The 23,856-nt window shown below is 49.3% G+C and carries 29 protein-coding genes, 1 tRNA gene, 8 pseudogenes and 1 other annotated feature; of the genes and pseudogenes, 14 read left to right on the forward strand and 24 right to left on the reverse strand.

Going from position 1 to position 23,856, the window contains the following annotated elements:
• Positions 1 to 375 precede the first annotated feature (375 nt).
• The 3 genes from ACQGXV_RS27210 to ACQGXV_RS27220 all read left to right on the forward strand — a co-directional run bounded on the left by ACQGXV_RS27210 (position 376) and on the right by ACQGXV_RS27220 (position 899).
• Positions 376 to 516 carry a hypothetical protein gene (locus ACQGXV_RS27210; RefSeq protein WP_440863754.1) on the forward strand — a complete coding sequence of 47 codons (141 nt, stop codon included), beginning with the start codon at positions 376 to 378 and terminating at the stop codon, positions 514 to 516.
• Positions 476 to 817 carry a DUF1640 domain-containing protein gene (locus ACQGXV_RS27215; RefSeq protein ID WP_440863755.1) on the forward strand — a complete coding sequence of 114 codons (342 nt, stop codon included), beginning with the start codon at positions 476 to 478 and terminating at the stop codon, positions 815 to 817. The genes ACQGXV_RS27210 and ACQGXV_RS27215 overlap by 41 nt, the downstream gene beginning before the upstream one ends.
• Positions 818 to 826: 9 nt before the next feature.
• Positions 827 to 899: transfer RNA gene (locus ACQGXV_RS27220), tRNA-Lys, on the forward strand.
• A 12-nt stretch (positions 900 to 911) separates the two neighbouring features.
• Here the strand turns inward: ACQGXV_RS27220 and ACQGXV_RS27225 are convergent.
• The 5 genes and pseudogenes from ACQGXV_RS27225 to ACQGXV_RS27245 form a co-directional block, all read right to left on the reverse strand.
• Complete coding sequence (locus ACQGXV_RS27225) at positions 912 to 1,235, reverse strand: hypothetical protein (protein ID WP_440863756.1); 324 nt, start codon at positions 1,233 to 1,235, stop codon at positions 912 to 914.
• Positions 1,236 to 1,308: 73 nt separating this feature from the next.
• Positions 1,309 to 1,728: a single-stranded DNA-binding protein gene (locus tag ACQGXV_RS27230; RefSeq protein ID WP_440863757.1), complete on the reverse strand. Its 420-nt coding sequence runs from the start codon at positions 1,726 to 1,728 to the stop codon at positions 1,309 to 1,311.
• Positions 1,729 to 1,858: 130 nt separating this feature from the next.
• Positions 1,859 to 2,623, reverse strand: a pseudogene (locus tag ACQGXV_RS27235) (IS5 family transposase); the annotation flags it as partial.
• 4 nt (positions 2,624 to 2,627) lie between these two features.
• Positions 2,628 to 3,473, reverse strand: coding sequence for an IS630 family transposase (locus tag ACQGXV_RS27240; RefSeq protein WP_440863758.1), 846 nt, complete (start codon positions 3,471 to 3,473; stop codon positions 2,628 to 2,630).
• Positions 3,474 to 3,509: 36 nt separating this feature from the next.
• Positions 3,510 to 3,677 (reverse strand): annotated as a pseudogene (locus ACQGXV_RS27245) (transposase); the annotation flags it as partial.
• A 203-nt stretch (positions 3,678 to 3,880) separates the two neighbouring features.
• On the opposite strand from ACQGXV_RS27245, the pseudogene ACQGXV_RS27250 reads away from it, so the two are divergent.
• Positions 3,881 to 4,449, forward strand: a pseudogene (locus tag ACQGXV_RS27250) (transposase); the annotation flags it as partial.
• Between the two features lie 151 nt (positions 4,450 to 4,600).
• Here the strand turns inward: ACQGXV_RS27250 and ACQGXV_RS27255 are convergent.
• The 5 genes and pseudogenes from ACQGXV_RS27255 to ACQGXV_RS27275 form a co-directional block, all read right to left on the reverse strand.
• A pseudogene (locus tag ACQGXV_RS27255) lies at positions 4,601 to 5,491 on the reverse strand (IS256 family transposase); the annotation flags it as partial.
• A gap of 162 nt (positions 5,492 to 5,653) precedes the next feature.
• Positions 5,654 to 5,881 (reverse strand): transposase, encoded by a 228-nt coding sequence (locus tag ACQGXV_RS27260; RefSeq protein WP_440863759.1) that lies wholly within the window; start codon positions 5,879 to 5,881, stop codon positions 5,654 to 5,656.
• 82 nt (positions 5,882 to 5,963) lie between these two features.
• Entirely contained in the window at positions 5,964 to 6,104 is a 141-nt protein-coding gene (locus ACQGXV_RS27265; RefSeq protein WP_440863760.1) for a hypothetical protein, read from the reverse strand.
• 35 nt (positions 6,105 to 6,139) lie between these two features.
• On the reverse strand, positions 6,140 to 7,039 hold the full coding sequence (locus ACQGXV_RS27270; protein ID WP_440863761.1) for an IS5 family transposase: 900 nt from the start codon (positions 7,037 to 7,039) through the stop codon (positions 6,140 to 6,142).
• Positions 7,040 to 7,162: 123 nt separating this feature from the next.
• Positions 7,163 to 7,426, reverse strand: a pseudogene (locus ACQGXV_RS27275) (transposase); the annotation flags it as partial.
• A gap of 284 nt (positions 7,427 to 7,710) precedes the next feature.
• Here ACQGXV_RS27275 and ACQGXV_RS27280 point away from each other — a divergent pair.
• Positions 7,711 to 8,310, forward strand: a complete 600-nt coding sequence (locus ACQGXV_RS27280) for a transposase family protein (protein WP_440863762.1) — start codon at positions 7,711 to 7,713, stop codon at positions 8,308 to 8,310.
• Between the two features lie 54 nt (positions 8,311 to 8,364).
• Positions 8,365 to 8,625: pseudogene (locus ACQGXV_RS27285) on the forward strand (integrase core domain-containing protein); the annotation flags it as partial.
• 92 nt (positions 8,626 to 8,717) lie between these two features.
• On the opposite strand, the pseudogene ACQGXV_RS27290 reads toward ACQGXV_RS27285, so the two are convergent.
• From ACQGXV_RS27290 to ACQGXV_RS27300, 3 genes and pseudogenes are all read right to left on the reverse strand, one after another.
• Positions 8,718 to 8,906, reverse strand: a pseudogene (locus ACQGXV_RS27290) (DDE-type integrase/transposase/recombinase); the annotation flags it as partial.
• A 147-nt stretch (positions 8,907 to 9,053) separates the two neighbouring features.
• Positions 9,054 to 9,653, reverse strand: coding sequence for a transposase family protein (locus ACQGXV_RS27295; RefSeq protein ID WP_440863763.1), 600 nt, complete (start codon positions 9,651 to 9,653; stop codon positions 9,054 to 9,056).
• 196 nt (positions 9,654 to 9,849) lie between these two features.
• Positions 9,850 to 10,131 carry a hypothetical protein gene (locus tag ACQGXV_RS27300; RefSeq protein WP_440863764.1) on the reverse strand — a complete coding sequence of 94 codons (282 nt, stop codon included), beginning with the start codon at positions 10,129 to 10,131 and terminating at the stop codon, positions 9,850 to 9,852.
• A gap of 220 nt (positions 10,132 to 10,351) precedes the next feature.
• On the opposite strand from ACQGXV_RS27300, the gene ACQGXV_RS27305 reads away from it, so the two are divergent.
• From ACQGXV_RS27305 to ACQGXV_RS27325, 5 genes are all read left to right on the forward strand, one after another.
• Entirely contained in the window at positions 10,352 to 10,525 is a 174-nt protein-coding gene (locus tag ACQGXV_RS27305) for a hypothetical protein (RefSeq protein ID WP_440863765.1), read from the forward strand.
• Between the two features lie 234 nt (positions 10,526 to 10,759).
• A complete protein-coding gene (locus tag ACQGXV_RS27310; RefSeq protein WP_440863766.1) occupies positions 10,760 to 11,089 on the forward strand; it encodes an IS630 transposase-related protein in 330 nt (109 codons plus the stop codon).
• Positions 11,013 to 11,546: an IS630 family transposase gene (locus tag ACQGXV_RS27315; RefSeq protein ID WP_440867635.1), complete on the forward strand. Its 534-nt coding sequence runs from the start codon at positions 11,013 to 11,015 to the stop codon at positions 11,544 to 11,546. The genes ACQGXV_RS27310 and ACQGXV_RS27315 overlap by 77 nt, the downstream gene beginning before the upstream one ends.
• On the forward strand, positions 11,507 to 11,839 hold the full coding sequence (locus ACQGXV_RS27320) for an IS30 family transposase (protein WP_440863767.1): 333 nt from the start codon (positions 11,507 to 11,509) through the stop codon (positions 11,837 to 11,839). The genes ACQGXV_RS27315 and ACQGXV_RS27320 overlap by 40 nt, the downstream gene beginning before the upstream one ends.
• A gap of 51 nt (positions 11,840 to 11,890) precedes the next feature.
• Positions 11,891 to 12,025 carry a hypothetical protein gene (locus ACQGXV_RS27325; RefSeq protein ID WP_440863768.1) on the forward strand — a complete coding sequence of 45 codons (135 nt, stop codon included), beginning with the start codon at positions 11,891 to 11,893 and terminating at the stop codon, positions 12,023 to 12,025.
• 66 nt (positions 12,026 to 12,091) lie between these two features.
• On the opposite strand, the gene hisIE is transcribed toward ACQGXV_RS27325, so the two are convergent.
• Genes hisIE through hisG form a run of 8 tightly spaced genes read right to left on the reverse strand, consistent with a single transcriptional unit; the run spans position 12,092 to position 19,165 of the window.
• Entirely contained in the window at positions 12,092 to 12,706 is a 615-nt protein-coding gene (gene hisIE / locus ACQGXV_RS27330; protein ID WP_440863769.1) for a bifunctional phosphoribosyl-AMP cyclohydrolase/phosphoribosyl-ATP diphosphatase HisIE, read from the reverse strand.
• Complete coding sequence (gene hisF, locus ACQGXV_RS27335) at positions 12,700 to 13,476, reverse strand: imidazole glycerol phosphate synthase subunit HisF (protein WP_440863770.1); 777 nt, start codon at positions 13,474 to 13,476, stop codon at positions 12,700 to 12,702. Before hisF ends, hisIE begins: the two co-directional genes overlap by 7 nt.
• Complete coding sequence (gene hisA / locus ACQGXV_RS27340; RefSeq protein ID WP_440863771.1) at positions 13,458 to 14,195, reverse strand: 1-(5-phosphoribosyl)-5-[(5-phosphoribosylamino)methylideneamino]imidazole-4-carboxamide isomerase; 738 nt, start codon at positions 14,193 to 14,195, stop codon at positions 13,458 to 13,460. Before hisA ends, hisF begins: the two co-directional genes overlap by 19 nt.
• 5 nt (positions 14,196 to 14,200) lie before the next feature.
• On the reverse strand, positions 14,201 to 14,791 hold the full coding sequence (hisH, locus tag ACQGXV_RS27345; protein WP_440867636.1) for an imidazole glycerol phosphate synthase subunit HisH: 591 nt from the start codon (positions 14,789 to 14,791) through the stop codon (positions 14,201 to 14,203).
• Positions 14,791 to 15,858, reverse strand: coding sequence for a bifunctional histidinol-phosphatase/imidazoleglycerol-phosphate dehydratase HisB (gene hisB, locus ACQGXV_RS27350; protein WP_440863772.1), 1,068 nt, complete (start codon positions 15,856 to 15,858; stop codon positions 14,791 to 14,793). Before hisB ends, hisH begins: the two co-directional genes overlap by 1 nt.
• Before the next feature lie 15 nt (positions 15,859 to 15,873).
• On the reverse strand, positions 15,874 to 16,944 hold the full coding sequence (gene hisC, locus ACQGXV_RS27355; RefSeq protein ID WP_440863773.1) for a histidinol-phosphate transaminase: 1,071 nt from the start codon (positions 16,942 to 16,944) through the stop codon (positions 15,874 to 15,876).
• The gene (gene hisD, locus ACQGXV_RS27360) at positions 16,941 to 18,260 is read right to left on the reverse strand and encodes a histidinol dehydrogenase (RefSeq protein ID WP_440863774.1); all 1,320 of its coding nucleotides are present in this window, start codon (positions 18,258 to 18,260) and stop codon (positions 16,941 to 16,943) included. Before hisD ends, hisC begins: the two co-directional genes overlap by 4 nt.
• A 5-nt stretch (positions 18,261 to 18,265) precedes the next feature.
• Positions 18,266 to 19,165: an ATP phosphoribosyltransferase gene (gene hisG, locus ACQGXV_RS27365; protein ID WP_440863775.1), complete on the reverse strand. Its 900-nt coding sequence runs from the start codon at positions 19,163 to 19,165 to the stop codon at positions 18,266 to 18,268.
• Between the two features lie 65 nt (positions 19,166 to 19,230).
• Positions 19,231 to 19,351, reverse strand: a sequence feature (His leader region).
• Positions 19,352 to 19,726: 375 nt separating this feature from the next.
• Here hisG and ACQGXV_RS27370 point away from each other — a divergent pair.
• Entirely contained in the window at positions 19,727 to 20,548 is an 822-nt protein-coding gene (locus ACQGXV_RS27370) for an SDR family oxidoreductase (RefSeq protein ID WP_440863776.1), read from the forward strand.
• A gap of 59 nt (positions 20,549 to 20,607) precedes the next feature.
• On the opposite strand, the gene ACQGXV_RS27375 is transcribed toward ACQGXV_RS27370, so the two are convergent.
• On the reverse strand, positions 20,608 to 20,928 hold the full coding sequence (locus tag ACQGXV_RS27375; RefSeq protein WP_440863777.1) for a hypothetical protein: 321 nt from the start codon (positions 20,926 to 20,928) through the stop codon (positions 20,608 to 20,610).
• Here ACQGXV_RS27375 and ACQGXV_RS27380 point away from each other — a divergent pair.
• Entirely contained in the window at positions 20,927 to 21,901 is a 975-nt protein-coding gene (locus ACQGXV_RS27380; protein ID WP_440863778.1) for an IS30 family transposase, read from the forward strand. The genes ACQGXV_RS27375 and ACQGXV_RS27380 overlap by 2 nt on opposite strands.
• Here the strand turns inward: ACQGXV_RS27380 and ACQGXV_RS27385 are convergent.
• Together ACQGXV_RS27385 and ACQGXV_RS27390 are read right to left on the reverse strand one after the other, a co-directional pair.
• Entirely contained in the window at positions 21,887 to 22,243 is a 357-nt protein-coding gene (locus tag ACQGXV_RS27385) for a transposase (RefSeq protein ID WP_440867637.1), read from the reverse strand. The two genes, ACQGXV_RS27380 and ACQGXV_RS27385, sit on opposite strands and share 15 nt — an antisense overlap.
• Entirely contained in the window at positions 22,167 to 22,532 is a 366-nt protein-coding gene (locus ACQGXV_RS27390; RefSeq protein WP_440862584.1) for an IS630 transposase-related protein, read from the reverse strand. Before ACQGXV_RS27390 ends, ACQGXV_RS27385 begins: the two co-directional genes overlap by 77 nt.
• A gap of 42 nt (positions 22,533 to 22,574) precedes the next feature.
• Between ACQGXV_RS27390 and ACQGXV_RS27395 the strand changes: the two are divergent.
• A pseudogene (locus tag ACQGXV_RS27395) lies at positions 22,575 to 23,843 on the forward strand (2-hydroxycarboxylate transporter family protein).
• The last annotated feature ends 13 nt before the right edge of the window (positions 23,844 to 23,856 follow it).

Here is a 23,856-nt window from a genome sequence, read left to right on the forward strand (position 1 = left end):
AAAGCCGCCAATAGACATAGCGAATAGCTAATGCAGGTACAACCCAAATGCCTGATTCAACGCCACCATGCATTGTCTTTAATGCGTTATTACCTAACGATTTTGCTATCTTACGAGTCCCCTTGCTTTTGAAAAAAGCGGAAGGTCTCTGTTATTTAGTCGCTCTACCTTGTGCAACGGCTGCGCGATGTAAATCATTCAGGCAGTAACGCCCGAAAGCATCTTGACGGACGACGGTATTTTCAATGACAACTAATTTCGACATAACAATTTCTCCATAATTAAACGGATGTGGTTATCAGAGGGCTAACGGGTAAAATTTTGCAGATTGGCGGTCAGATCGCTTACACTTGGCTTAACACAGGAGGATCCGCTATGGGCCAAGTCGCATTTGATATAGCCAACCGACTTAAAAATGATTACATCCTATGCCCTGATATGCGGCAAAGAAGCATAGCTGGCTGTTATCAAAATAATGTCGCTTGGCTATACATTGCAGGCGTCAGAAGAGCTTGAAACGGCTGGTATTTCGAGAGAGCAGGCCAAGGCGATCTCGCTCGTCGTGCGTAAATCTCACGAGGTAGCTGATGTTGCTACCAAGCGTGACCTTGAATACGTGCGCAAAGAGATGATTGCTCGCTTCGAGAAGAACGAAGCTCAGATGCTGGGCCGCTTCGAGAAGACCGACGCGCAGATAGCCGATGTCCGTAAGGATATGACTGCCGGTTTTGATAAACTTGGCATGCAGATGACCATCCGGCTTGGTCTAATGGTCGCCGCTGCCGTGAGCATCATTGCTGCCATTCTCAAAATGTGATGCCACTACGGATTGTTAGCTCAGTTGGTAGAGCTGTGGACTCTTAATCCATCGGTCGCATGTTCAAATCCTGCACAACCCACAATATTGGGGATTAGTCGCTTCTGACAGCACCGTAACGCCCTCTGTAATTCTTAAAGCGTTCGTCTTTAGAGGAGTCAATTTCTACTTTGGCATAAACTCTATTGGCTTCCGCTGCGATCCGCTGCTCTTCGGCTAATATCACGCGATTTTCCCATGCCAGCCGCTTTTCTTCCCAATTAATTAACCGTGGGTGAGACAATCCTTTATCCCCAGCATCTACAGCTTCCATTGCTCCCCTGACTATAGGAATAGTATTTAGGTATCGCTCCTTTCTCCACGAGTCTAATCGGTTGTAATAGTGTTTTTCGTCAGGCGTTAATTCTTCGTAGGTCATAACGTCACCTGAAATTTAGGCAGCACAAATCCTTCCATGTTGGATATAGCGCTGCGGTGATGGTTGGGTTAAATCAGAATGGTGGCTCGTCGTCGAAATTCATCGGCGGTTCGTTATTAGGCGGCGGTGTTTGCTGCTGGCGTCCATTGCCGTTTGTTTTCTGGCGCTGATTGCTTTGCTGACCTGATGCGCCAAAGTCGATATCGTTGAGGATGATTACTGGTGCTGTACGCTTGTTTCCCTGCTGATCCGTCCATTCGTCCAGAACAAACTCACCAGTTACCGTAACCTTTGTTCCTTTTGTTAGGTATTGAGGCAGCTTTTCAGCTTTGGGCCCAAACAGTCGGCATTGCACCCATGATGTTTTCTCATGCTCTCCGTAGCCTTGTTTTACTGGTAAGGAGAATGACGCAATACACTTACCGTTAGGAGTCCAGCGCTGCTCGGCATCCTTGCCGATATTTCCTGATGCTACGATTACGTTAATTGCCATTTATGCCGCCTCCTCTAGTTCAGATTTACGAATGTCGTATACGCCCTTGGCGTCAGCCTGTTGTGGCGTTCCTCGGCTTTGTTGAATAAATCAGAATTAGCCGACAGGATGACTCCCTCTGTTACACCTGTTATCCTATCCTGACGCTGTGTGGCATACCCAACAACGTCATACGGTTCAGCGCTTTGACCATCGCTATGGCTTCACCTATTTGAGCCTCATAGTCACGCAGGCTCAGATGGCCACCCAGCAAAGTTTTTATGCGGAACATCGCTGTTTCTGCCACTGAACGCCGGTGATAACCCACTTTCTTTTTCCACATATCATTACTCCCGCTCAGACGCTGATTCGCCACCGCATGGTTACGTTCATGGTACTTGTCCGGCCAGTATTTGGCTCCGCTTCGCGGCGGGATAAGGGGCCTGATTTTCTTTCTTAGCAACGCATCGTGGCAGTAACGGGCGTCATAAGCACCGTCTGCTGACACTTCCCTGATTTTTCGGTGGGTTTGGTTAATCAGGCCCGGCAGTGCCTGCGCATCTGTCGTTCCGCTGAGCGATAAGTCGGCACAGATAATCTCATGCGTCGCACTGTCTGCTGCCAGATGAAGCTTGCGCCACACTCTTCGTCTGTCAGCCCCATGCTGCCTGACTTTCCATTCACCTTCGCCAAAGACCTTCAGACCGGTACTGTCGATGACCAGATGCGAGATTTCACCACGCGTTGGCGTTTTTATGCTGATACTGACGGTTTTTGCCCGCCGACTGACCAGAGAGTAGTCCGGGCAGCGCAGTGGCAGGCTCATCAGTGTAAAAACCGAGTCGACAAAGCCCTGTAATGCCCGGAGCGACAGGTTAAACACGCGCTTTATCATCAAAACCGTGGTATAGCCAAGCGACTTAATTTTGATTACACCATATGGACTGAGAACAAACTCTCTGTATCGCAACCCATCTCTCTTTTTTTGCTTTTTGCTTTTTGCTTTTTGCTTGTGCCCATTTATGCTCAATTGGGTTAAGATCTGGCGAATATGTAGGCAAATACTCCACCATATACCCTGCATCGATGATGACTTGTTGAATATTATGTTTTTTGTGAAAAGTGGCATTGTCCATCATGATTACACTGTTTTTAGGGAGTACTGGGATAAGGACTTGTGTGACCCAGGCATAGAAAACATCGCTGTTAATATTGATATCAAATAATCCGATAGCAAACAGCGTTGTGCCTAATAAAGCGCCGATAACATTTGTTCTTCCCCTAGCTCCCCAGTTCTTCAGGCCAAAACACCGTTGACCTTTTGGGGAATAGCCGTGAGTCCGTGGGGCATCGTGTGAAAAACCACTTTCATCAATAAAAACAATAGGTTTACCTTCTTTTTCATACTGTTGTTTTTTTTGTTGAAATCCCTGCCGGGCGTTTTCGTCGGCTTTCGGATGACGTAGAGTTTTTTTATAGGTCAATCCCAGCTTTTTAAGCGCTTGCCAAATGGCCTTCTGACAAACGCCAAAACGCTCTGCACGTTCTTTTTGGTAAGCATCTGGATATTGTTCAACATCTTTTATCAACTCGGATTTATCGATCTTTCGCTGACGCGTGGTCGATGCTTTTGACTCTATTTGATTAATCCAACGCGATACAGAGGCAGGGCCAATCCGAAATTGCTTCGCTGTTTCTCGGATACTCAACCCTTCGTTTTTCCGTGTAGATATCACTTTACGTCTAAAATCAATTGAATAGCTCATTTAAATAATGTAATCAAAATTAAGTCGTTTAGCTATAACAGCCATATCGGTGTAGTAAAGCGGCCGACCACGACCTTCAGGCGAAGCACTGTCAGTCCATGCAGCGATGGCGGACTCATGAAGCCAGACCGTCAGGGAGCAGCGTTGTCTGAGTGCTTTGTTGTAGGTGGGCCAGTTGGTGATTTTAAACTTTTGCTTTGCCATGGGGAGCTGCTATCGGGAGCGATGATAGTGCTTTGATCCGGCGATCCCCTGAAAGTTCGATTTATTCAACAAAGCCTTCGATTTATTCAACAAAGCCGCTTCAATGATGGTTATCCATGACTCTGCATTCTGTAGTGGCATACTGAATTTGGCCACCTAAGTAGAGGTGATATGCTTACCTCATAATTTTTATAGGTGCCAAAATGAGTAAAATAATTACTGCTGAATTTAAATGTGAAACCGCCAAATTAGTCCTTGACCAAAATTATACCTACCAGGAAGCCGCGAAAGCCATGAACGTCAGTCTTTCAGCGATTAGCCGGTGGGTAAGAGCCCTTCGTTTAGAACGTCAAGGGAAAACATCGCCTGGTCTGCCATTAACACCTGAACAAATTGAGTTCAGAGAAATGAAGAAAAAAATCCACCGACTGGAAATGGAGAATGCCATCTTAAAAAAGGCTACTGCGCTCTTAATGTCCGACTCACTGAAAAATTCTCGGTAGTTGAAAAGCTAAGAGCGCTTTATCCAGTGAAAGCGTTGTGTCGTATTTTTAATGTTCACCGAAGCAGTTATCGCTATTGGTGTCGACCTAAGGAGCCAGATATTGAGCGGACGATAAAACGTAGCCTGGTCAGCGAAGCGTGGAACGTTAGTGGCGGGTCTGCGGGCACAAGGACTATCGCCACGATGGTTACCAATACACACGACGTGAAACTTGGGCGGTGGTTAGCGGGTAAGTTGATGAAAGAATTAACCCTCGTTAGTTGCCAAACGGCTTTGTTGAATAAATCAGAATTAGCCGACAGGATGACTCCCTCTGCTACACCTGTTATCCGATCCTGACGCTGTGTGGCATACCCAACAACGTCATACGATTCAGCGCTTGAGTCTGTAAAGAATTTCGTGTAAATGGCTCCATCGCTTAACCGGAAATCCGATCTCCATACATCAACATGAATTGGCTCATAGCCGGTTTCCAGTCTCTGATTGGTAGGGTCCATTTAGCCGAGATATTATGCAAGGCTAGATAGAATAATTTTAGCACCGAGTCATCCGTTGGAAATATTCGTCGCGTTTTCGTTATCTTGCGCAATGAAGCATTTAACGACTCTATCGCGTTGGTGGTGTAGATAACCTTGCGGATCTCCGGCGGAAAATCAAAAATGACGATGAGACGTTCCCAATTATTTCTCCACGATGGGCTGATCGTCGGGAACTGCTCATCCCATTTGGCCGCGAAGGCATCCATGGCCTCTTCAGCGCCCTCTAGCGTTGCGGAACTATAGATAGTGCGGAGGTCAGCAGCAACGGCTTTACGCTCTTTCCAGCCGACGTAGCGCAGCGAGTTCCGCACCTGATGCACGATGCAGAGCTGTACCCGCGTATGCGGGTAAACAACTTCAATGGCATCAGGAAAGCCCTTCAGGCCATCGCAGCAGGCGATGAAGATGTCCTGTAGCCCACGATTTTTCAGTTCTGTCATTACAGATAACCAGAACTTGGCCTCCTCAGTTTTGGCTATCCATAGCCCCAGCAGCTCTTTTTCGCCCTGGCCGTTGATGCCTAGAGCCAAGTAAACAGACTTGTTGGTCACGGCTCCGCCGTCCTGGCTTTTGACCACAATACAGTCAAGGTAAACAATGGGATAAAACGCATCCAGCGGCCGTTGCTGCCAGCGCTTAACGTCATCCATCACGGCATTGGTCACTTGAGAAATGAAGCCAGCGGAAACATCGACCCCGTAGACTTCTTTAAAGTGAGCCTGAATATCACGGGTTGATAGCCCTCTGGAATAGAGAGAAATAATGCGGTCAGGCTTTGTTGAATAATTTAAGATACTGATTTATATAAGCATTATAAAATTTCAACGACTAATTTTTCCTCTCGGAATGCTTTTTATTGTGCTAACTATTTGATTTGTCGTTCTAACAAAATACATTCTCTGTAAATGCATTCTAACTAAAGAAGATGTAAATCAAACGGTTAAATTATTCAACAAAGCCATGCGGTCATCGAAGCCGTTAAGCTGCTTTTCGTGCTTACCGATCAGTGTCGGCTCGAAGGTACTGTTGCGGTCGCGCGGAATATCGAGCTCGAGCGCCCCATTTTGGCTACGTACGCTCTTGGATGTCTTGCCATTGCGGGAGTTGCCTGAATTATTACCAGCCGGGTCATGCTTAGCATACCCAAGGTGTATAGCCAAGCGACATTATTTTGATAACAGCCAGCTATGCTTCTTTGCCGCATATCAGGGCATAGGATGTAATCATTTTTAAGTCGGTTGGCTATATCTCCATCTCAGCTTCAAGAACCCGTTCCGCCAGTCTTTTAGTCAGCTCCTTGAGTAGGCCTGATTCACCCAGAAGCTCCTGAGGGGAGTGGCAATCCTGAAGCAGTTGGTCAATAAGTTCGTTGCTGATAGGCATTTTTTGTCCTCTGAAGGTTTTCCTCAAAATGCCATTTACACAGATCTTTTTACACTCTCCAGCGCTTTGACCATCGCCATGGCTTCACCCACCTGAGCATCGTAGTCACGCAGGCTCAGGTGGCCACCCAGCAAAGTTTTTATGCGGAACATCGCTGTTTCTGCCACTGAACGCCGGTGATAACCCACTTTCTTTTTCCACATATCATTACTCCCGCTCAGACGCTGATTCGCCACCGCATGGTTACGTTCATAGTAATTGTCCGGCCAGTATTTCGCTCCGCTTCGCGGCGGGATAATGGGCCTGATTTTCTTTCTTAGCAACGCATCGTGGCAGTAACGGGCGTCATAAGCACCGTCTGCTGACACTTCCCTGATTTTTCGGTGGGTTTGGTTAATCAGGCCCGGCAGTGCCTGCGCATCTGTCGTTCCGCTGAGCGATAAGTCGGCACAGATAATCTCATGCGTCGCACTGTCTGCTGCCAGATGAAGCTTGCGCCACACTCTTCGTCTGTCAGCCCCATGCTGCCTGACTTTCCATTCACCTTCGCCAAAGACCTTCAGACCGGTACTGTCGATGACCAGATGCGAGATTTCACCACGCGTTGGCGTTTTTATGCTGATACTGACGGTTGTTGCCCGCCGACTGACCAGAGAGTAGTCCGGGCAGCGCAGTGGCAGACTCATCAGTGTAAAAACCGAGTCGATAAAGCCCTGTAATGCCCGGAGCGACAGGTTAAACACGCGCTTTATCATCAAAACCGTGGTAACAGCCATATCGGTGTAGTAAAGCGGCCGACCACGACCTTCAGGCGAAGCACTGTCAGTCCATGCAGCGATGGCGGACTCATGAAGCCAGACCGTCAGGGAGCCGCGTTGTCTGAGTGCTTTGTTGTAGGTGGGCCAGTTGGTGATTTTAAACTTTTGCTTTGCCATGGGGAGCTGCTATCGGGAGCGATGATATAGCCAAGCGACATTATTTTGATAACAGCCAGCTATGCTTCTTTGCCGCATATCAGGGCATAGGATGTAATCATTTTTAAGTCGGTTGGCTATACTGTTGCGGTCGCGCGGAATATCGAGCTCGATCTCCCCATTTTGGCTACGTACGCTCTTGGATGTCTTGCCATTGCGGGAGTTGCCTGAATGATTACCAGCCGGGTCATGCTTAGCATACCCAAGGTGCATCTCCATCTCAGCTTCAAGAACCCGTTCCGCCAGTCTTTTAGTCAGCACCTTGAGTAGGCCTGATTCACCCAGCAGATCCTGAGGGGAGTGACAATCTTGAAGCAGTTGGTCAATAAGTTCGTTGCTGATAGGCATTTTGTTATCCTTTGAAGGTTTTCCTCAAAATGCCATTTACACAGATTATTTTACAGTCTCTGAATAATTTAAAATACTGATTTAAATGGGTATTATAAAATTTTAACGACTAAATTTTACTACCGTAATGCTTTTTATTGTGCTAACTATTTGATTTATCGCTCTAACAAAATACATTTTCTGTACATGCATCCCACCTAAAGAAGTTGTAAATCAAAACGTTAAATTATTCAACAAAGCCTGGTTTAGATAGAACACGGGTATGTCGCTGGGTAAAAATATTATTGCCGGTTTTAGAGATGACCTTGGGGCGAGAATGTGTTTTGCCCGCTCGTCAAATTCGCTCTGCTGAGGAATTTTTTCGCGCCTTTCCTGGAGTTAAAGACGTCTTTATTGATGGGACAGAGCGACCTGTCCAAAAGCCTAAGAATCTGCGTCGGCGAAAAAAAATGTATTCGGGAAAGAAAAGACAGACCACTCGAAAAGGGCTTATTATGACTGACGAAACAAGGCAAGTTGGATTTATCCCCATGAGCAAAAATGGGCGCCGTCACGATAAACGCTTACTCGATAAAGTCGATATAATTCGCCATATTCCTCCTGAGGTAACCATCTGGGCAGATACCGGTTTTCAAGGTATAGATAAACAGCATCCTAATACACAAATCCCAAAAAAAGGAACTCGAAAAAGACCTTTATCGCCTGAACAAAAACAAGAAAATAAAATAATCTCGGGCATCCGTATTACAGTTGAACACGCCATCGCGGGTATCAAGCGCCTCGGTTGCATGACCCAAATTTTACGGAATCGTAGACCCTTTATTGATGATACCTTCTTACTCCTTAGCGCCGGTCTTTGGAATTTCCATCTCAGAACAGCGTAAAATTTACTTCAATCACCGAAACACCCTTATTTCACTATTAAGCAACACGCTTATTATCAGATGACCCAAAGTATGAGTCGCAGAGGAAATTGTTGGGATAATAGTCCGATGGAGCGATTCTTCCGTAGTCTGAAGACTGAATGGGTGCCAACGACTGGCTACCAAAGCTTTAGTACTGCTCAATCATCCATTATTCGCTACATAACCCATTATTATAGCGATGTCAGACCTCACTGGTATAACGGTGGGTTAACACCAAATGAATCAGAACGGCTGTTCCATCAACAGTCAGGTAGGGTGGCCAAATTTAGTTGACCACTGCACGACGTATGCCCGAGTATATGCACCATCCTCAGGCTCTGTCGCATTAGCGTAGACAAGTCAGCAAAAGTGGCATTGCCTATTTATTAAGCAGCCAACAGATAAAATTGCTCTGCCGGTGACAATTCACTGTTGGCTGAATGATGAAATTGACCCTTGCGTATCATGTGCATTAACTCAATGCCGGCCAGTATCGTCTGCGCTCGCCGAAATGATTTGAATCCCAGCATGGGCCGTATCCGGCGCCTGATATTTCGGTGATCCTGCTCCACCATGTAGCTACCGATGTAAAACTGGCCCACCTGCCGATGTAAATCTGACCCACCTAGGGTAAAAATGGCAGTTTTAAGGCACTGCCAATGATGGCATTAAGCGTGTTGCTTAATAGTAAAATAAGGGTGTTTCGGTGATTGAAGTAAATTTTACGCTGTTCTGAGATGGAAATTCCAAAGACCGGCGCTAAGGAGTAAGAAGGTATCATCAATAAAGGGTCTACGATTCCGTAAAATTTGGGTCATGCAACCGAGGCGCTTGATACCCGCGATGGCGTGTTCAACTGTAATACGGATGCCCGAGATTATTTTATTTTCTTGTTTTTGTTCAGGCGATAAAGGTCTTTTTCGAGTTCCTTTTTTTGGGATTTGTGTATTAGGATGCTGTTTATCTATACCTTGAAAACCGGTATCTGCCCAGATGGTTACCTCAGGAGGAATATGGCGAATTATATCGACTTTATCGAGTAAGCGTTTATCGTGACGGCGCCCATTTTTGCTCATGGGGATAAATCCAATTTGCCTTGTTTCGTCAGTCATAATAAGCCCTTTTCGAGTGGTCTGTCTTTTCTTTCCCGAATACATTTTTTTTCGCCGACGCAGATTCTTAGGCTTTTGGACAGGTCGCTCTGTCCCATCAATAAAGACGTCTTTAACTCCAGGAAAGGCGCGAAAAAATTCCTCAGCAGAGCGAATTTGACGAGCGGGCAAAACACACTCTCGCCCCAAGGTCATCTCTAAAACCGGCAATAATATTTTTACCCAGCGACATACCCGTGTTCTATGGCTTTGTTGAATAATTTAAAATACTGATTTAAATGGGTATTATAAAATCCTAACGACTAAATTTTACTACCGTAATGCTTTTTATTGTGCTAACTATTTGATTTATCGCTCTAACAAAATACATTTTCTGTACATGCATCCCACCTAAAGAAGTTGTAAATCAAAACGTTAAATTATTCAACAAAGCCAGAAGTCCTTGCAAATCATAGGTCGGATAACATTTTAAATACAATAAAATAAAAAGCAGTTTATCTAATGGGGTTGGGATAAATCCTTTCTGCCCTGCACCCATCTGCCGCTCGTGATCTTTTCGATTCTTTTTCCGATAAATCAAATAACAAGCTGAAAATTCAGCGGCTAAATTTTTCAATTCTTCGACTGATAATCCAATGATTGCTTTACATAAACGATTATCTCGTAACAACCGCTCTTTGTTGATCATTTCAAACCTTTATTCTCTAAGTTAAACCTCTTTTTATTCTCAATAGCCTGACAAAAAATGCAAGTCTCTATTCAGCAACTAGTTTAATGCCGAAAACCTCAAATCAGGCCCTATTCCCAACCGTGTTGGTATTGAGTATCGCCCAGCTCAAGCCGAGCTTAAACAGGAGCCTGGCCACTTCGAAATTGACACTATTTTTGGCAAAGACCAGAAGTCATTCTTGTTAACCATCGTAGATAAAGCATTGAAAACCGTCATCATTCGCAAACTGCCTAATAAGCGTGCGGAGACTGTGGTTGCTGCTTTCAGGGACATTGAAGCTAATACCTTTTGCAAGTTTAAGACCCTAACAGCTGATATAGCTAAACGACTTAATTTTGATTACATTATTTAAATGAGCTATTCAATTGATTTTAGACGTAAAGTGATATCTACACGGAAAAACGAAGGGTTGAGTATCCGAGAAACAGCGAAGCAATTTCGGATTGGCCCTGGCTTTGTTGAATAATTTAACCGTTTGATTTACATCTTCTTTAGTTAGAATGCATTTACAGAGAATGTATTTTGTTAGAACGACAAATCAAATAGTTAGCACAATAAAAAGCATTCCGAGAGGAAAAATTAGTCGTTGAAATTTTATAATGCTTATATAAATCAGTATCTTAAATTATTCAACAAAGCCATTGGCCCTGCCTCTGTATCGCGTTGGATTAATCAAATAGAGTCAAAAGCATCGACCACGCGTCAGCGAAAGATCGATAAATCCGAGTTGATAAAAGATGTTGAACAATATCCAGATGCTTACCAAAAAGAACGTGCAGAGCGTTTTGGCGTTTGTCAGAAGGCCATTTGGCAAGCGCTTAAAAAGCTGGGATTGACCTATAAAAAAAACTCTACGTCATCCGAAAGCCGACGAAAACGCCCGGCAGGGATTTCAACAAAAAAAACAACAGTATGAAAAAGAAGGTAAACCTATTGTTTTTATTGATGAAAGTGGTTTTTCACACGATGCCCCACGGACTCACGGCTATTCCCCAAAAGGTCAACGGTGTTTTGGCCTGAAGAACTGGGGAGCTAGGGGAAGAACAAATGTTATCGGCGCTTTATTAGGCACAACGCTGTTTGCTATCGGATTATTTGATATCAATATTAACAGCGATGTTTTCTATGCCTGGGTCACACAAGTCCTTATCCCAGTACTCCCTAAAAACAGTGTAATCATGATGGACAATGCCACTTTTCACAAAAAACATAATATTCAACAAGTCATCATCGATGCAGGGTATATGGTGGAGTATTTGCCTACATATTCGCTAGATCTTAACCCAATTGAGCATAAATGGGCACAAGCAAAAAGCAAAAAAAGAGAGATGGGTTGCGATACAGAGAGTTTGTTCTCAGTCCATATGGTGTAATCAAAATTAAGTCGCTTGGCTATAACGGCCCTGAATTCGCTCTGCACGAGCAAATTACTCAAATCACAGGGGCGCAGGTCTACTTTGCCCATCCTTATCATTCCTGGGAGAGGGGCTTGAATGAGCACACCAACGGGCTGATACGACGTTTTTACCCAAAGGGAACAGACTTCAGTCAGGTCAGTCATCGTAAGATTGCCGAACTCGAACACATACTCAATACAAGGGGCAGAAAATCGCTGGGCTATCGTTCCCCCAATGAGGTATTTTTAACGCACTTACTGGTGGCATAAGCCTCTACCGTTTTGTTGCGTTTCGAGTGGGAATGGGGCGAAGAGGCGACGATGTCAACCCGTTCGCTGGAGGATCAGTCAAGACAGCTGATTTTGGCGATGGATACCTTTAAAGTGCGGCGCGTACAACCGCTGCCGGGAACCACATTTTCGTCATCGGTGCTGCTGACGCACGCATCGCTGTAGAGGGTGTTGCTGGTGAACAAAAGGGAAATTCCGGGCCAGACCGGAACTTCCCTTGTGCTGATACCCCTATTTGGCGTGACGAGCCTTGAGGCGGCCAATAATGGTGGCCAGATCCAGTTCTTGATCCTGTAACAACACCAGCAGGTGATACATAAGATCAGCCGCTTCGTTAGTCAGCTCTTCAGTATCGTGTACGGTGGCGGCCAGTGCCGTCTCCAACCCTTCTTCACCCACTTTTTGCGCAATGCGTTTGGTGCCACTGGCATACAGTTTTGCGGTATAAGAGCTGGCCGGGTCTGCCTGTTTGCGGCTCGCTAACAATTGTTCCAACTGATGCAAAAACAACCACTCATGCTGCGCCGGGGCAAAACAGCTGCTGGTGCCTTGGTGGCAGGTCGGACCGATGGGGTCTGCAAGCACCAGCAGGCTGTCATTGTCACAGTCAGGCGTAATGCTCGCGACGTTAAGGAAATGGCCGGAGGATTCGCCCTTGGTCCACAGCCGCTGTTTGGTGCGGGAATAAAAGGTGACCTTGCCGCTCTGCTCGGTGGTGTCCAGCGCCGCCTGATTCATGTACCCCAGCATCAACACCTCACCGGATACCGCATGTTGCACGATGGCGGGGATCATCCCGTCGGTTTTTTCCCAATCAAGTTGGGCCTTCTGTTGTTGGCTTAACACGCTCTGATCTCCACACCTTGTTGCTTAAGGTATTGCTTTAATTCTCCAATATTGATGATTTGCTTATGGAATACTGAAGCAGCCAGCGCACCGTCCACCTGAGCCTGCTCGAAGGCTTGCAAAAAGTGCTCAGGTGTACCGGCCCCGCCAGAGGCGATCAATGGAACATGACAGCGTTCACGCACCAACTTAAGCTGTTCCAGATCGTAACCGTTACGCACGCCATCCTGATTCATCATGTTCAGTACAATTTCACCGGCACCACGCTGTTGCACTTCCTGCACCCAATCCAGCGTTTCCCACTGGGTAACACGGGTGCGACTTTCATCACCGGTATACTGATTCACATGATAACGCCCGGTAGCGCTGTCATACCAGGTATCAATACCGACCACGATGCACTGCACGCCATAACGATCGGCAAGGCGGGTGATCAAGGTACGATCGGCCAGCGCCGGGGAGTTGATTGAAATTTTATCGGCACCGAACGAGAGGATTTGTCCGGCATCTTCGATGCTTTTGATGCCACCGGCCACGCAGAAGGGGATATCAATCACTTCTGCCACACGGGAGACCCAGCTTTTATCGACCACACGGCCGTCTGACGACGCGGTGATATCATAAAAGACCAGTTCGTCTGCGCCTTCATGAGCATAACGCTGTGCTAACGGAACGATATCGCCGATGATTTCGTGGTTGCGAAACTGCACCCCTTTTACCACCTGACCGTCACGCACGTCGAGACAGGGAATTATCCGTTTTGCCAGCATGCGATGGCCTCCGTTACATTGAATTTTTCTTCGAGCAATGCTCGCCCAACGATCACGCCTTGCACACCGCTGCCGCGCAGATTGGCGATATCCTGCAACCCGCCAATGCCGCCAGAAGCCTGGAAGGCAATCTGCGGATAGCGTTGGCATACTGCATGATAGAGATCCACGTTGGAACCGCTCAGCGTACCGTCTCGGGAAATGTCGGTACACAGCACATGTTTCAGACCAAATGGCTGAAATTGTTCGATGACGTGCTCCAGCGTGGTGCCGGAGTTTTCCTGCCAGCCACTGATGGCAACCTGTTTGACGCCTGCGTTATCAATGCGCACGTCCAGCGCCAGCACCAGTGCATCAGCGCCATAACGGGTAAACCACGCCTGTACCAACTCCGGTTGTTTCACGGCCGTCGAACCAATGACGACGCGGGTGGCTCCGGCGTCTAGCAGCGCGACGACATCTTGCTCGGTACGGATACCGCCACCCACCTGTACCGGTACATTAACGCCTGCTAACATGGTTTTCAGTAGCGGGATCTGGCGTGCCGCCGGATCTTTTGCGCCGGTCAAATCCACCAGATGCAGCACCTCAGCCCCCTGTTGCTGATAGGCTTGCAAGCGAGGGAGGGGATCGCTGCCATACTGGCGTTGCTGACCGTAGTCACCCTGATGAAGACGAACCACCTGTCCGTCGATAAGATCGAGTGCGGGGATAATCATGCTGATTACATCTCCAGAAAGTTTTTCAGCAACTGAGCGCCAGCGGCCCCAGAGCGTTCTGGGTGAAATTGCACGCCGTAGAAGTTGTCCTTCTGTACTGCGGCGGTAAAGGTCTCACCGTACTCTGCTTGTGCGATGGTGTTGGCACATACCGGCATGGCATAGCCGTGCACAAAGTAGAAGTAAGCACCTTCATCAATGCCTTGGAACAGACGGTGTCCGGCCTGCGGAGTGACTTGATTCCAGCCCATGTGCGGTAGCGGTAGACCGCGGTCCTGCATTTTTTTTACCGCCACCCGAATGATATTCAACGTATCAATCCCGCCATTCTCATCACTGGCAGCGCCGAGCAGTTGCATGCCGAGACAAATACCGAGCACCGGTTGGGTGCAGGCTTTGATCAGCGGAATTAAATCACGCGCGGTAAGTTGGTCCATGGCGGCCTGTGCCGTGCCGACGCCGGGCAGAAACAGTTTGTCGGCGCGTAGCACCACCTCGGCGTCGCGGCTCACCACCGGGTCATAGCCCAAGCGACGCACCGTGTAGGTGACAGAGGCGAGATTGGCGCAACCGGTATCGAGAATCACCACGTTCATCACAACACCCCTTTCGAACTGGGCAGGGTATCACCCTCCACACGAATGGTCTGGCGCAGCGTGCGGCCAAATACCTTGAACAGGCTTTCTACGCGATGGTGATCGTTACGGCCTTTGGTTCTTAAGTGCAGCGTGCACCCCATGGCATAGGACAGTGAGCGGAAGAAGTGCTCGACCATTTCCGTGCTTAAATCGCCTACGCGCTGGTAGTTAAATTCGGCTTTATATTCCAAATGGGGGCGCCCGGAAATATCCAGCGCGCAGCGTGCCAGACATTCATCCATCGGCAGCACAAAGCCAAAACGACCGATACCGCGCTTGTCGCCTAGCGCTTTGTTCAGCGCTTCGCCCAACGCGAGGCCGGTGTCTTCCACCGTGTGGTGATCGTCGATATACAGATCGCCTTTCACATCGATGTTCATGCGGAACCCACCGTGGGTGGCAATCTGGTCGAGCATATGATCGAAGAAACCGACGCCAGTGTGGATCTTGCTGCCACCTTCCTGATCCAGCCACACCTCCACATTAATGGAAGTTTCTCGCGTCACGCGGTTCACCAGCGCATGACGGTTACGCTGGGTGAGCTTGTCGGTGATGGTCTGCCAGTCAAGGCCATCACGCTGATAGCGTAATCCGGTGATACCCATATTTTGTGCCAACTGCACGTCCGTTTCGCGATCGCCAATCACGTAACTGTTGGCGCTGTCCATCGGGTGTTGTTGCAAAAAGGCATCCACCAGCGCGGTTTTGGGTTTGCGACATGCGCAGTTATCCGCAGGAAAATGTCGACAGATCAGCACCTCGTCAAACGCAATGCCCTGCGAAGTAAAAATCTGCATCATCAACTGGTGCGGCGGATCAAACGTCTCTTGCGGGAAACTGGGCGTGCCGAGTCCGTCTTGATTGGTTATCATCACCAGCTTGAAACCGGCTTTCTGCAAACTCAGCAGGGAAGGGATGACGGCAGGCTCCAGCGCCAGTTTATCTAACCGATCAACCTGGAAGTCTTGCGGCGGCTCGGCAATCAGCGTGCCATCGCGGTCAATAAAAAGAAATTTCTGTCCCATGTCTGCTCCTGGTGATTACTCGTTGATGCCGGATAAGGCGCGCAGTGCGGCTACCACCTGCTGGCATTCGCCACGGCTGCCGATAGTGATGCGCAGGCATCCGGAAAGGCTGGGCTGTTTGTTCTGATCGCGTAAAATAATGCCCTGATCCCACAGCGTTTTGAACACATTACTGGCGGCGGCGAAACGTACCAATACGTAGTTGCTGGCACTGTCAAACACCTGTTCCACACAAGGTAACGGCGCCAGCGCGGCCATCAGCCAGGCGCGGTTTTCTGCAATCTCAGCGACGCGTTCACGCATCGTGTCGATTCCAGCGTCATCCAGCGCTTGCGCTGCGATATCTGCCACCGGCGTTGACAGCGGATAAGGTGCGATGACCTTCAGCAGCAGTGCGATCACGGGCTCATTCGCTAACGTAAAGCCGCAACGTAATCCTGCCAGTGCGAACGCTTTGGAAAGGGTACGCAGCACCACCAGATGCGGATAGTCTGCCAACCAGCCCGCGACCGTGGAGCTGGGGTTGAATTCAATATAGGCTTCATCCACGACCACCAGCGCTTTGCATGCAGCCAGTGCCAACAGCTTACGCAGATCGTCTGCGTCAAGGACATTACCGGTCGGGTTGTTGGGGCTGCACACGTAAATCAGTTTTACGTTATTAAGATTTTTTGCAATAGCAGGCAAGTCTAACTGCCAATTCGCCGTGCTGGGCACCGTACGGCGTTCAACGCCCAGCGTTTCCGCGCTGACGCCATACATGCCGTAGGTGGGAGGGCAATAAAGCACGGCATCTTGTCCCGGTTCGCAAAAGGCACGGATCAGCAGTTCGATCCCTTCATCTGCGCCGCGACTGACCAGCACCTGCTCTGGCTTGACGCCTGCATAGGCAGCATAGCGTTCGATGACTACCGGCGGTTGGCATTCAGGATAACGGTTCAGCGTCTGTGCGGTGAGTTGGAATTCTGGTGCCTGGAAAAATTCGTTGGCATTGAGCCACACATCACCTTTGCCACCCAGACGGCGTGCCGATTGATAGGGCGTAAGCGTGTGTACATTGGCGCGAGCCAGTTGTTCAATGCTCATTGGGATTCCTTCTCTTTCAGGGCAGCGACGCGTAGCGTGACGGCATTCTTGTGGGCAACCAGTTGTTCCGCCTGAGCCAACACCTCAATGGTGGGCGCCAGACGCAGAAAACCTTGCGGTGTTAGCTGTTGAACGGTCATGCGTTTCTGGAAATCCGCCAGCCCCAGACTGGAGTAAGTGGCGGTATAACCATAGGTCGGCAGTACGTGGTTGGTGCCAGAGGCGTAATCCCCTGCGGATTCCGGTGACCAGTCACCGAGGAACACCGAACCTGCGCTGGTGATTTTTGCAACCAGCGCTTCGGGTTCACGGGTTTGAATAATCAAGTGCTCCGGCCCGTACTGATTACTGATATCAATGCATTGCGCCAAATCGCGCGCCACAATGGCTCGGCTGCTGTCCAGCGCCTGACGTGCGATCTCTGCACGCGGTAGCTGGGCTAACTGCTGTTGCACTGCCTGCGCCACGGCGCGGGCCAGAGCGGCATCCGGCGTGACCAGAATCACCTGGGAATCCGGGCCGTGCTCTGCCTGTGATAACAGGTCGGAGGCCACAAACGCGGGGGTTGCCCCGCTGTCGGCGATCACCAACACTTCGGAAGGCCCCGCAGGCATATCGATGGCTGCGCCATCCAGACGCTGACTCACCTGGCGTTTAGCTTCGGTCACATAAGCATTACCAGGGCCAAAAATCTTGGCAACGCGGGGGACGCTCTCGGTGCCGAATGCCATGGCGGCGATAGCTTGTGTACCGCCCAATTGAAACACTTCTTGCACGCCACACAGTTGGGCGGCATACAGAATTTCATCGGCAATCGGCGGTGGCGAACAGAGAATTACGCGACGACACTCGGCGATGCGCGCTGGCGTGGCCAGCATCAGTACCGTAGAGAACAGCGGTGCGGAACCACCGGGAATATACAGGCCTACGCTGTCGATAGGGCGTGTTACCTGCTGGCAACGCACGCCCGGTTGGGTTTCCACATCAACGGGCGGTAAACGCTGTGCGTTGTGGAAGGTCTCAATGTTGCTGACGGCAATCGCCATCGCCTGTTTGATGTCGTTGCACAGTCGCGCGGCTGCGGCAGCAATTTGCTCCGGCGTAACGCGAATCGCGCCCACGTCAACCTTGTCAAACTGGGCACTGAAAGCGCGCAGTGCGCTGTCGCCTTCGGCTTTTACCCGATCGAGAATCTCGTTCACGCTACGGGTTATGCGATCGGAGGCCGAAATGGCCGGGCGGGTCAGCAACTGCTGGCGCTCTTGTTCAGCGCACTGTTCCCACTCAATAAGCGTATCGAAATTGCGGCTGGTCATGGCAGTTACTCCATCATCTTCTCGATAGGCAGCACCAGAATGGAACTGGCACCCAGCGTCTTGAGTCGTTCCATGGTTTCCCAGAACAAGGTTTCGCTACTGACCATGTGCATGGCAACGCGGCTTTGGTCGCCGGCCAGCGGCAGGATAGTCGGGCGTTCTGCGCCGGGCAGCAGGGCAATCACTTCATCAAGGCGCTCGCTGGGAGCGTGCAGCATGATGTATTTCGATTCACGCGCCTGGATAACACCTTGCATACGGGTCAGCAGTTTGTCGATCAACTGTTGTTTCTCGGCGGGCATCTCGCCGTCACGTTGAATCAGACAGGCTTTGGAGCGGTAAATAACGTCTACTTCGCGTAGACCGTTGGCTTCCAACGTGGCGCCGGTAGATACCAGATCGCAAATGGCATCGGCTAATCCGGCGCGCGGCGCGACTTCCACTGAACCGTTTAACAGGCAGGATTTAAAATTGATCCCTTGTTTATCGAAGTGTTTCTTCAACAGGTGCGGGTAAGAGGTGGCGATGCGTTTGTTATCAAGGCATTGCGGGCCGGTGTATTCTTCATCCAGCGGCATGGCCAGTGACAGACGGCACGCGCCAAAATCGAGGCGGCGCAGCATGAAATAACGCGGGTCTTCCCCTTGTGCTCGGCGGTTAAGCAACTCTTCTTCCAGCACGTTTTCACCGATGATGCCCAGGTCGACTACGCCGTCCATCACCAGACCGGGGATATCGTCATCGCGTACCCGCAGGATATCGATAGGCATATTTTCTGCAAACGCGATTAAACGCTGCTGCTGTAAATTAATTTTAATACCGCAACGTGCCAGCAACTCCCGGGAATCATCGCTCAGTCTGCCTGATTTTTGCATTGCAATGCGTAAACGTGTTTTATCCAGCATGGAAACCTCTTTTACCTGTCAAAATGGATGCGCTGCTGACCACCACTTTTGTTCATCATCGGGCCATAAAAAAACCCTCGGAAGATGATCTTCCGAGGGCTCTCTTTAGGTTCTGCACTACTGGAAGATCCGAACGTCTTCCAGCACCAACTGCCTGAAAGACTAATCAAGATGATGGTGGTTTGACAGAACGCGTAACATAAAAAATTCTCTTAAATAAACAGCACTAATTGTATTGCTAATAAACCTAAACCATCTCACTGTCGTTGTGCAACCTTTTTTTGTTGCGCGTGCCTGCGTTTGGTTTATTGACGGAAAACGCATTAGCGAATTTTGTAACTGTAATGATAAATACTCACATTATCGTCGGTAGTTAATGAATTAGATAGGATAATATGCCACCGAATGGAACGGGTTAGAACGATGCTAGGTTTTTACGCAACGACGCATTTTTCTTCGTCGCGCGGTGGACACAGGAAGCGAAAAGTCCTCATGTCGGATACGAGGCGGCAATTCGAGAGTAGAATAGAAGGTAACCTCAGACAACTGGGAGTGATGTCGATGAAAAAGGTGTCAATCGTAGGATTAGGGTGGCTGGGCATGCCGTTAGCATTGGCGCTCAATGCGCTCGGTTACCAGGTAACGGGGACGAAAACCACGGCTGACGGTGTTGAAGCGGCGCGCATGAGTGGGATTGCCTGCTATGCGTTGCACTTAACGCCTGAGCTGGTGTGCGATGCCGACGATCTCGACAGTGTACTGAATGTTGATGCTTTAGTGATTACGCTCCCTGCCAGCCGAACGGCGCAGGGAGGCGAGAACTATCTGCTGGCCGTTCAACAATTGGTGAACAGTGCGTTGGCGCATGGCGTTCCGCGCATCCTGTTCACCAGTTCGACCTCGGTGTATGGAAAAGGCGCAGGGAAGATGCGGGAGTCCTCAGCGCTGCATCCCGAAACGGCAGCGGGGTACGTTTTGGTGCAGTTAGAGCAATGGTTGCATGCTTTGCCCAATACCTCGGTGGACATTCTACGACTGGCCGGACTGGTGGGACCCAATCGGCACCCCGGACGCTTTTTATCGGGGAAAACCGATCTCCCCGATGGGGATGTCGGCGTGAACCTGGTGCATCGTGATGACGTGATTGCGGCGATTGAGCTGTTGTTACAACTTCCTGCGGGCGGTCATCGCTATAATCTCTGCGCGCCGCAGCATCCCAGTAAGCGTGCGTTTTACACTGAACAGGCGCATCGTCTCGGCGTTGTGCCACCCCATTTCAACACCGAGAACGAGCCGGGCGGGCGGATCATTGACGGGCAGCGTATCTGTCGTGAACTGGGCTTTGAGTACCAATACCCCGATCCCATGACTATGCCCTGGTAAGTGGTTCAACCACAGTGATGTTGACTGCCGCGGTGTTTAATTAGCCGCGACAATCAGCGTCAGAAGTGCGTCCAATCCTGCGCATTGTCCGCAACCGGTGTTTTTGCTGGCAGAGCCTGGGTTGCAGTGCGTGCCAGCCGCGACGGTGACGCCGTTTCCGAATCACCAAGCCGGAAGGTTGCCATCAATTGCGCCAACACAATGGCTTGTTCTTCCAGCGTGTTAGCACTGGAGGAGGACGCACTAACCAGCGTGGCATTTTGTTGCGTGGTGCTGTCCAGTTCTGTAAGCCCCATTCCCACTCGAAACGCAACAAAGTGACCCACTTGCCAGAGTCGGATAAAATCACCGTTCTGGCCATACTGGAGAGCCTGTTGCATGCAGGGAAAACATCTGACTCACAAAGAACGGTTCTACATCGAAAAGCGGCGTGGTGAAGGTGTCAACCAAGCTACCATCGCCAGAGAGCTTGCTCTGCCTCGCTCGACCATCAGCAGGGAACTCAGACGCAATACCGACCCTACTTTCAATGGTGTCTACTGCTGTAGAAGGGCGGACACTCTGGCCCGGGAACGCCGTCATAAGCCTCTGCCAAACAATGCTTTTTACCCGTTGGAGCCACACATTCAGAACTTCATCAGGCAGGCGCTTTCCACTCACTCTTCACCTGAAATTATCAGTGGCCGTTTGCACCTGGAATTCGGTATATCTGTCAGCAAGAATACGCTATATCGCTATATCCTGCAGGAGAGACAGGCTGGCGGGGAGCTATATCAGCAACTTCCTCATCGGGGAAAACGTTACAGGTACAATGCCGAAAACCTCAAATCAGGCCCTATTCCCAACCGTGTTGGTATTGAGTATCGCCCAGCTCAAGCCGAGCTTAAACAGGAGCCTGGCCACTTTGAAATTGACACTATTTTTGGCAAAGACCAGAAGTCATTCTTGTTAACCATCGTAGATAAAGCATTGAAAACCGTCATCATTCGCAAACTGCCTAATAAGCGTGCGGAGACTGTGGTTGCTGCTTTCAGGGACATTGAAGCTAATACCTTTTGCAAGTTTAAGACCCTAACAGCTGATAACGGCCCTGAATTCGCTCTGCACGAGCAAATTACTCAAATCACAGGGGCGCAGGTCTACTTTGCCCATCCTTATCATTCCTGGGAGAGGGGCTTGAATGAGCACACCAACGGGCTGATACGACGTTTTTACCCAAAGGGAACAGACTTCAGTCAGGTCAGTCATCGTAAGATTGCCGAACTCGAACACATACTCAATACAAGGGGCAGAAAATCGCTGGGCTATCGTTCCCCCAATGAGGTATTTTTAACGCACTTACTGGTGGCATAAGCCTCTACCGTTTTGTTGCGTTTCGAGTGGGAATGGGGCTTGTGTGACCCAGGCATAGAAAACATCGCTGTTAATATTGATATCAAATAATCCGATAGCAAACAGCGTTGTGCCTAATAAAGCGCCGATAACATTTGTTCTTCCCCTAGCTCCCCAGTTCTTCAGGCCAAAACACCGTTGACCTTTTGGGGAATAGCCGTGAGTCCGTGGGGCATCGTGTGAAAAACCACTTTCATCAATAAAAACAATAGGTTTACCTTCTTTTTCATACTGTTGTTTTTTTTGTTGAAATCCCTGCCGGGCGTTTTCGTCGGCTTTCGGATGACGTAGAGTTTTTTTTATAGGTCAATCCCAGCTTTTTAAGCGCTTGCCAAATGGCCTTCTGACAAACGCCAAAACGCTCTGCACGTTCTTTTTGGTAAGCATCTGGATATTGTTCAACATCTTTTATCAACTCGGATTTATCGATCTTTCGCTGACGCGTGGTCGATGCTTTTGACTCTATTTGATTAATCCAACGCGATACAGAGGCAGGGCCAATCCGAAATTGCTTCGCTGTTTCTCGGATACTCAACCCTTCGTTTTTCCGTGTAGATATCACTTTACGTCTAAAATCAATTGAATAGCTCATTTAAATAATGTAATCAAAATTAAGTCGTTTAGCTATATTGTGGTGATGGTTGTGACCCTGGCATTTTTCGGATTTGCCTGTGGCGAATTTGGCCGCCGCTTACCGCTGGTTGGCAAAATGGGCGCCGCTGCCATTTGTGCCACGTTTATTCCCTCCGCGTTGGTGCATTACGGGTGGTTACCACAGGCGCTGGTGGCATCCGTCAGTACCTTTTATCATGACAGCAATATCCTGTATCTCTACATATGTTGCATCATTGTGGGCAGTACGCTTAGCATGAAACGCAGTACCTTGATTCAAGGGTTCCTACGCATCTTTATTCCCATGATATGCGGTGAGGTGGTTGGCATGCTAACGGGGATGGCGGTGGGCATCGCGCTGGGGATGGATCCGTTCTATAGCCAACCGACTTAAAAATGATTACATCCTATGCCCTGATATGCGGCAAAGAAGCATAGCTGGCTGTTATCAAAATAATGTCGCTTGGCTATATCTGTTTTTCTTTCTGGTGTTACCCATTATGGAGGGGGGATTGGCGAAGGAGCCATTCCGCTCTCCATTGGTTACGCGCTGCTGCTGAATCAGGATCAGGCTGAAACACTGGGCCATATGTTGCCCATCGTGATGCTGGGGAGCCTTACCGCCATAATTCTGGCGGGAATATTGAATCAACTCGGTAAGCGCTTTCCCCATCTGACCGGAGAGGGGGCATTGATGCCTGACTGCATGAGCCTCAGCAACAGCGCGCCTGCCTTGTCGGTGTCGCCCAGCGCAAAGCCTGAATTAGCCTCTATCGCCGCGGGGGCGCTACTCGCCATGCTGCTCTACATGGTGGGGGTGGAAATATACCGTGTCTGCGGGTTGCCCGCTCCGGTTGGCATGCTGTTTCTGGCTATCGCGCTGAAGTTGATAAACGGGATTTCAACGTCGCTGCTGGCAGGCTCGCAGGTGGTGTATAAATTCCTCCAGACGGCGGTGACTTACCCGATTCTGTTTGCGGTGGGCGTCGCGATGACATCCTGGCAGGCGTTGGAAGACGCCCTGACGTTGGCGAATCTGCTGGTGATTGTTTCCACCGAGCTGTCCTTGGTGATGACCGGCTTTCTGGTGGGCAAAAAGATCGGTATGCATCCTATTGACGTTGCTATTATTTCTTGTTGCCAGAGTGGACAGGGAGGAACAGGGGATGTTGAGATTTTAAGCGCAGGAGAGCGGATGGTATTAATGCCGTTCGCACAAATCGCTACCCGAGTTGGCGGCGCCTTGAGCGTGTCACTGGCGCTTCTGGTGCTGAATACTATGCTGACCTGAATGCCTGATAGGT

Source organism: Symbiopectobacterium purcellii, assembly GCF_052050035.1.
GTDB classification, from domain to species: domain Bacteria; phylum Pseudomonadota; class Gammaproteobacteria; order Enterobacterales; family Enterobacteriaceae; genus Symbiopectobacterium; species Symbiopectobacterium purcellii_A.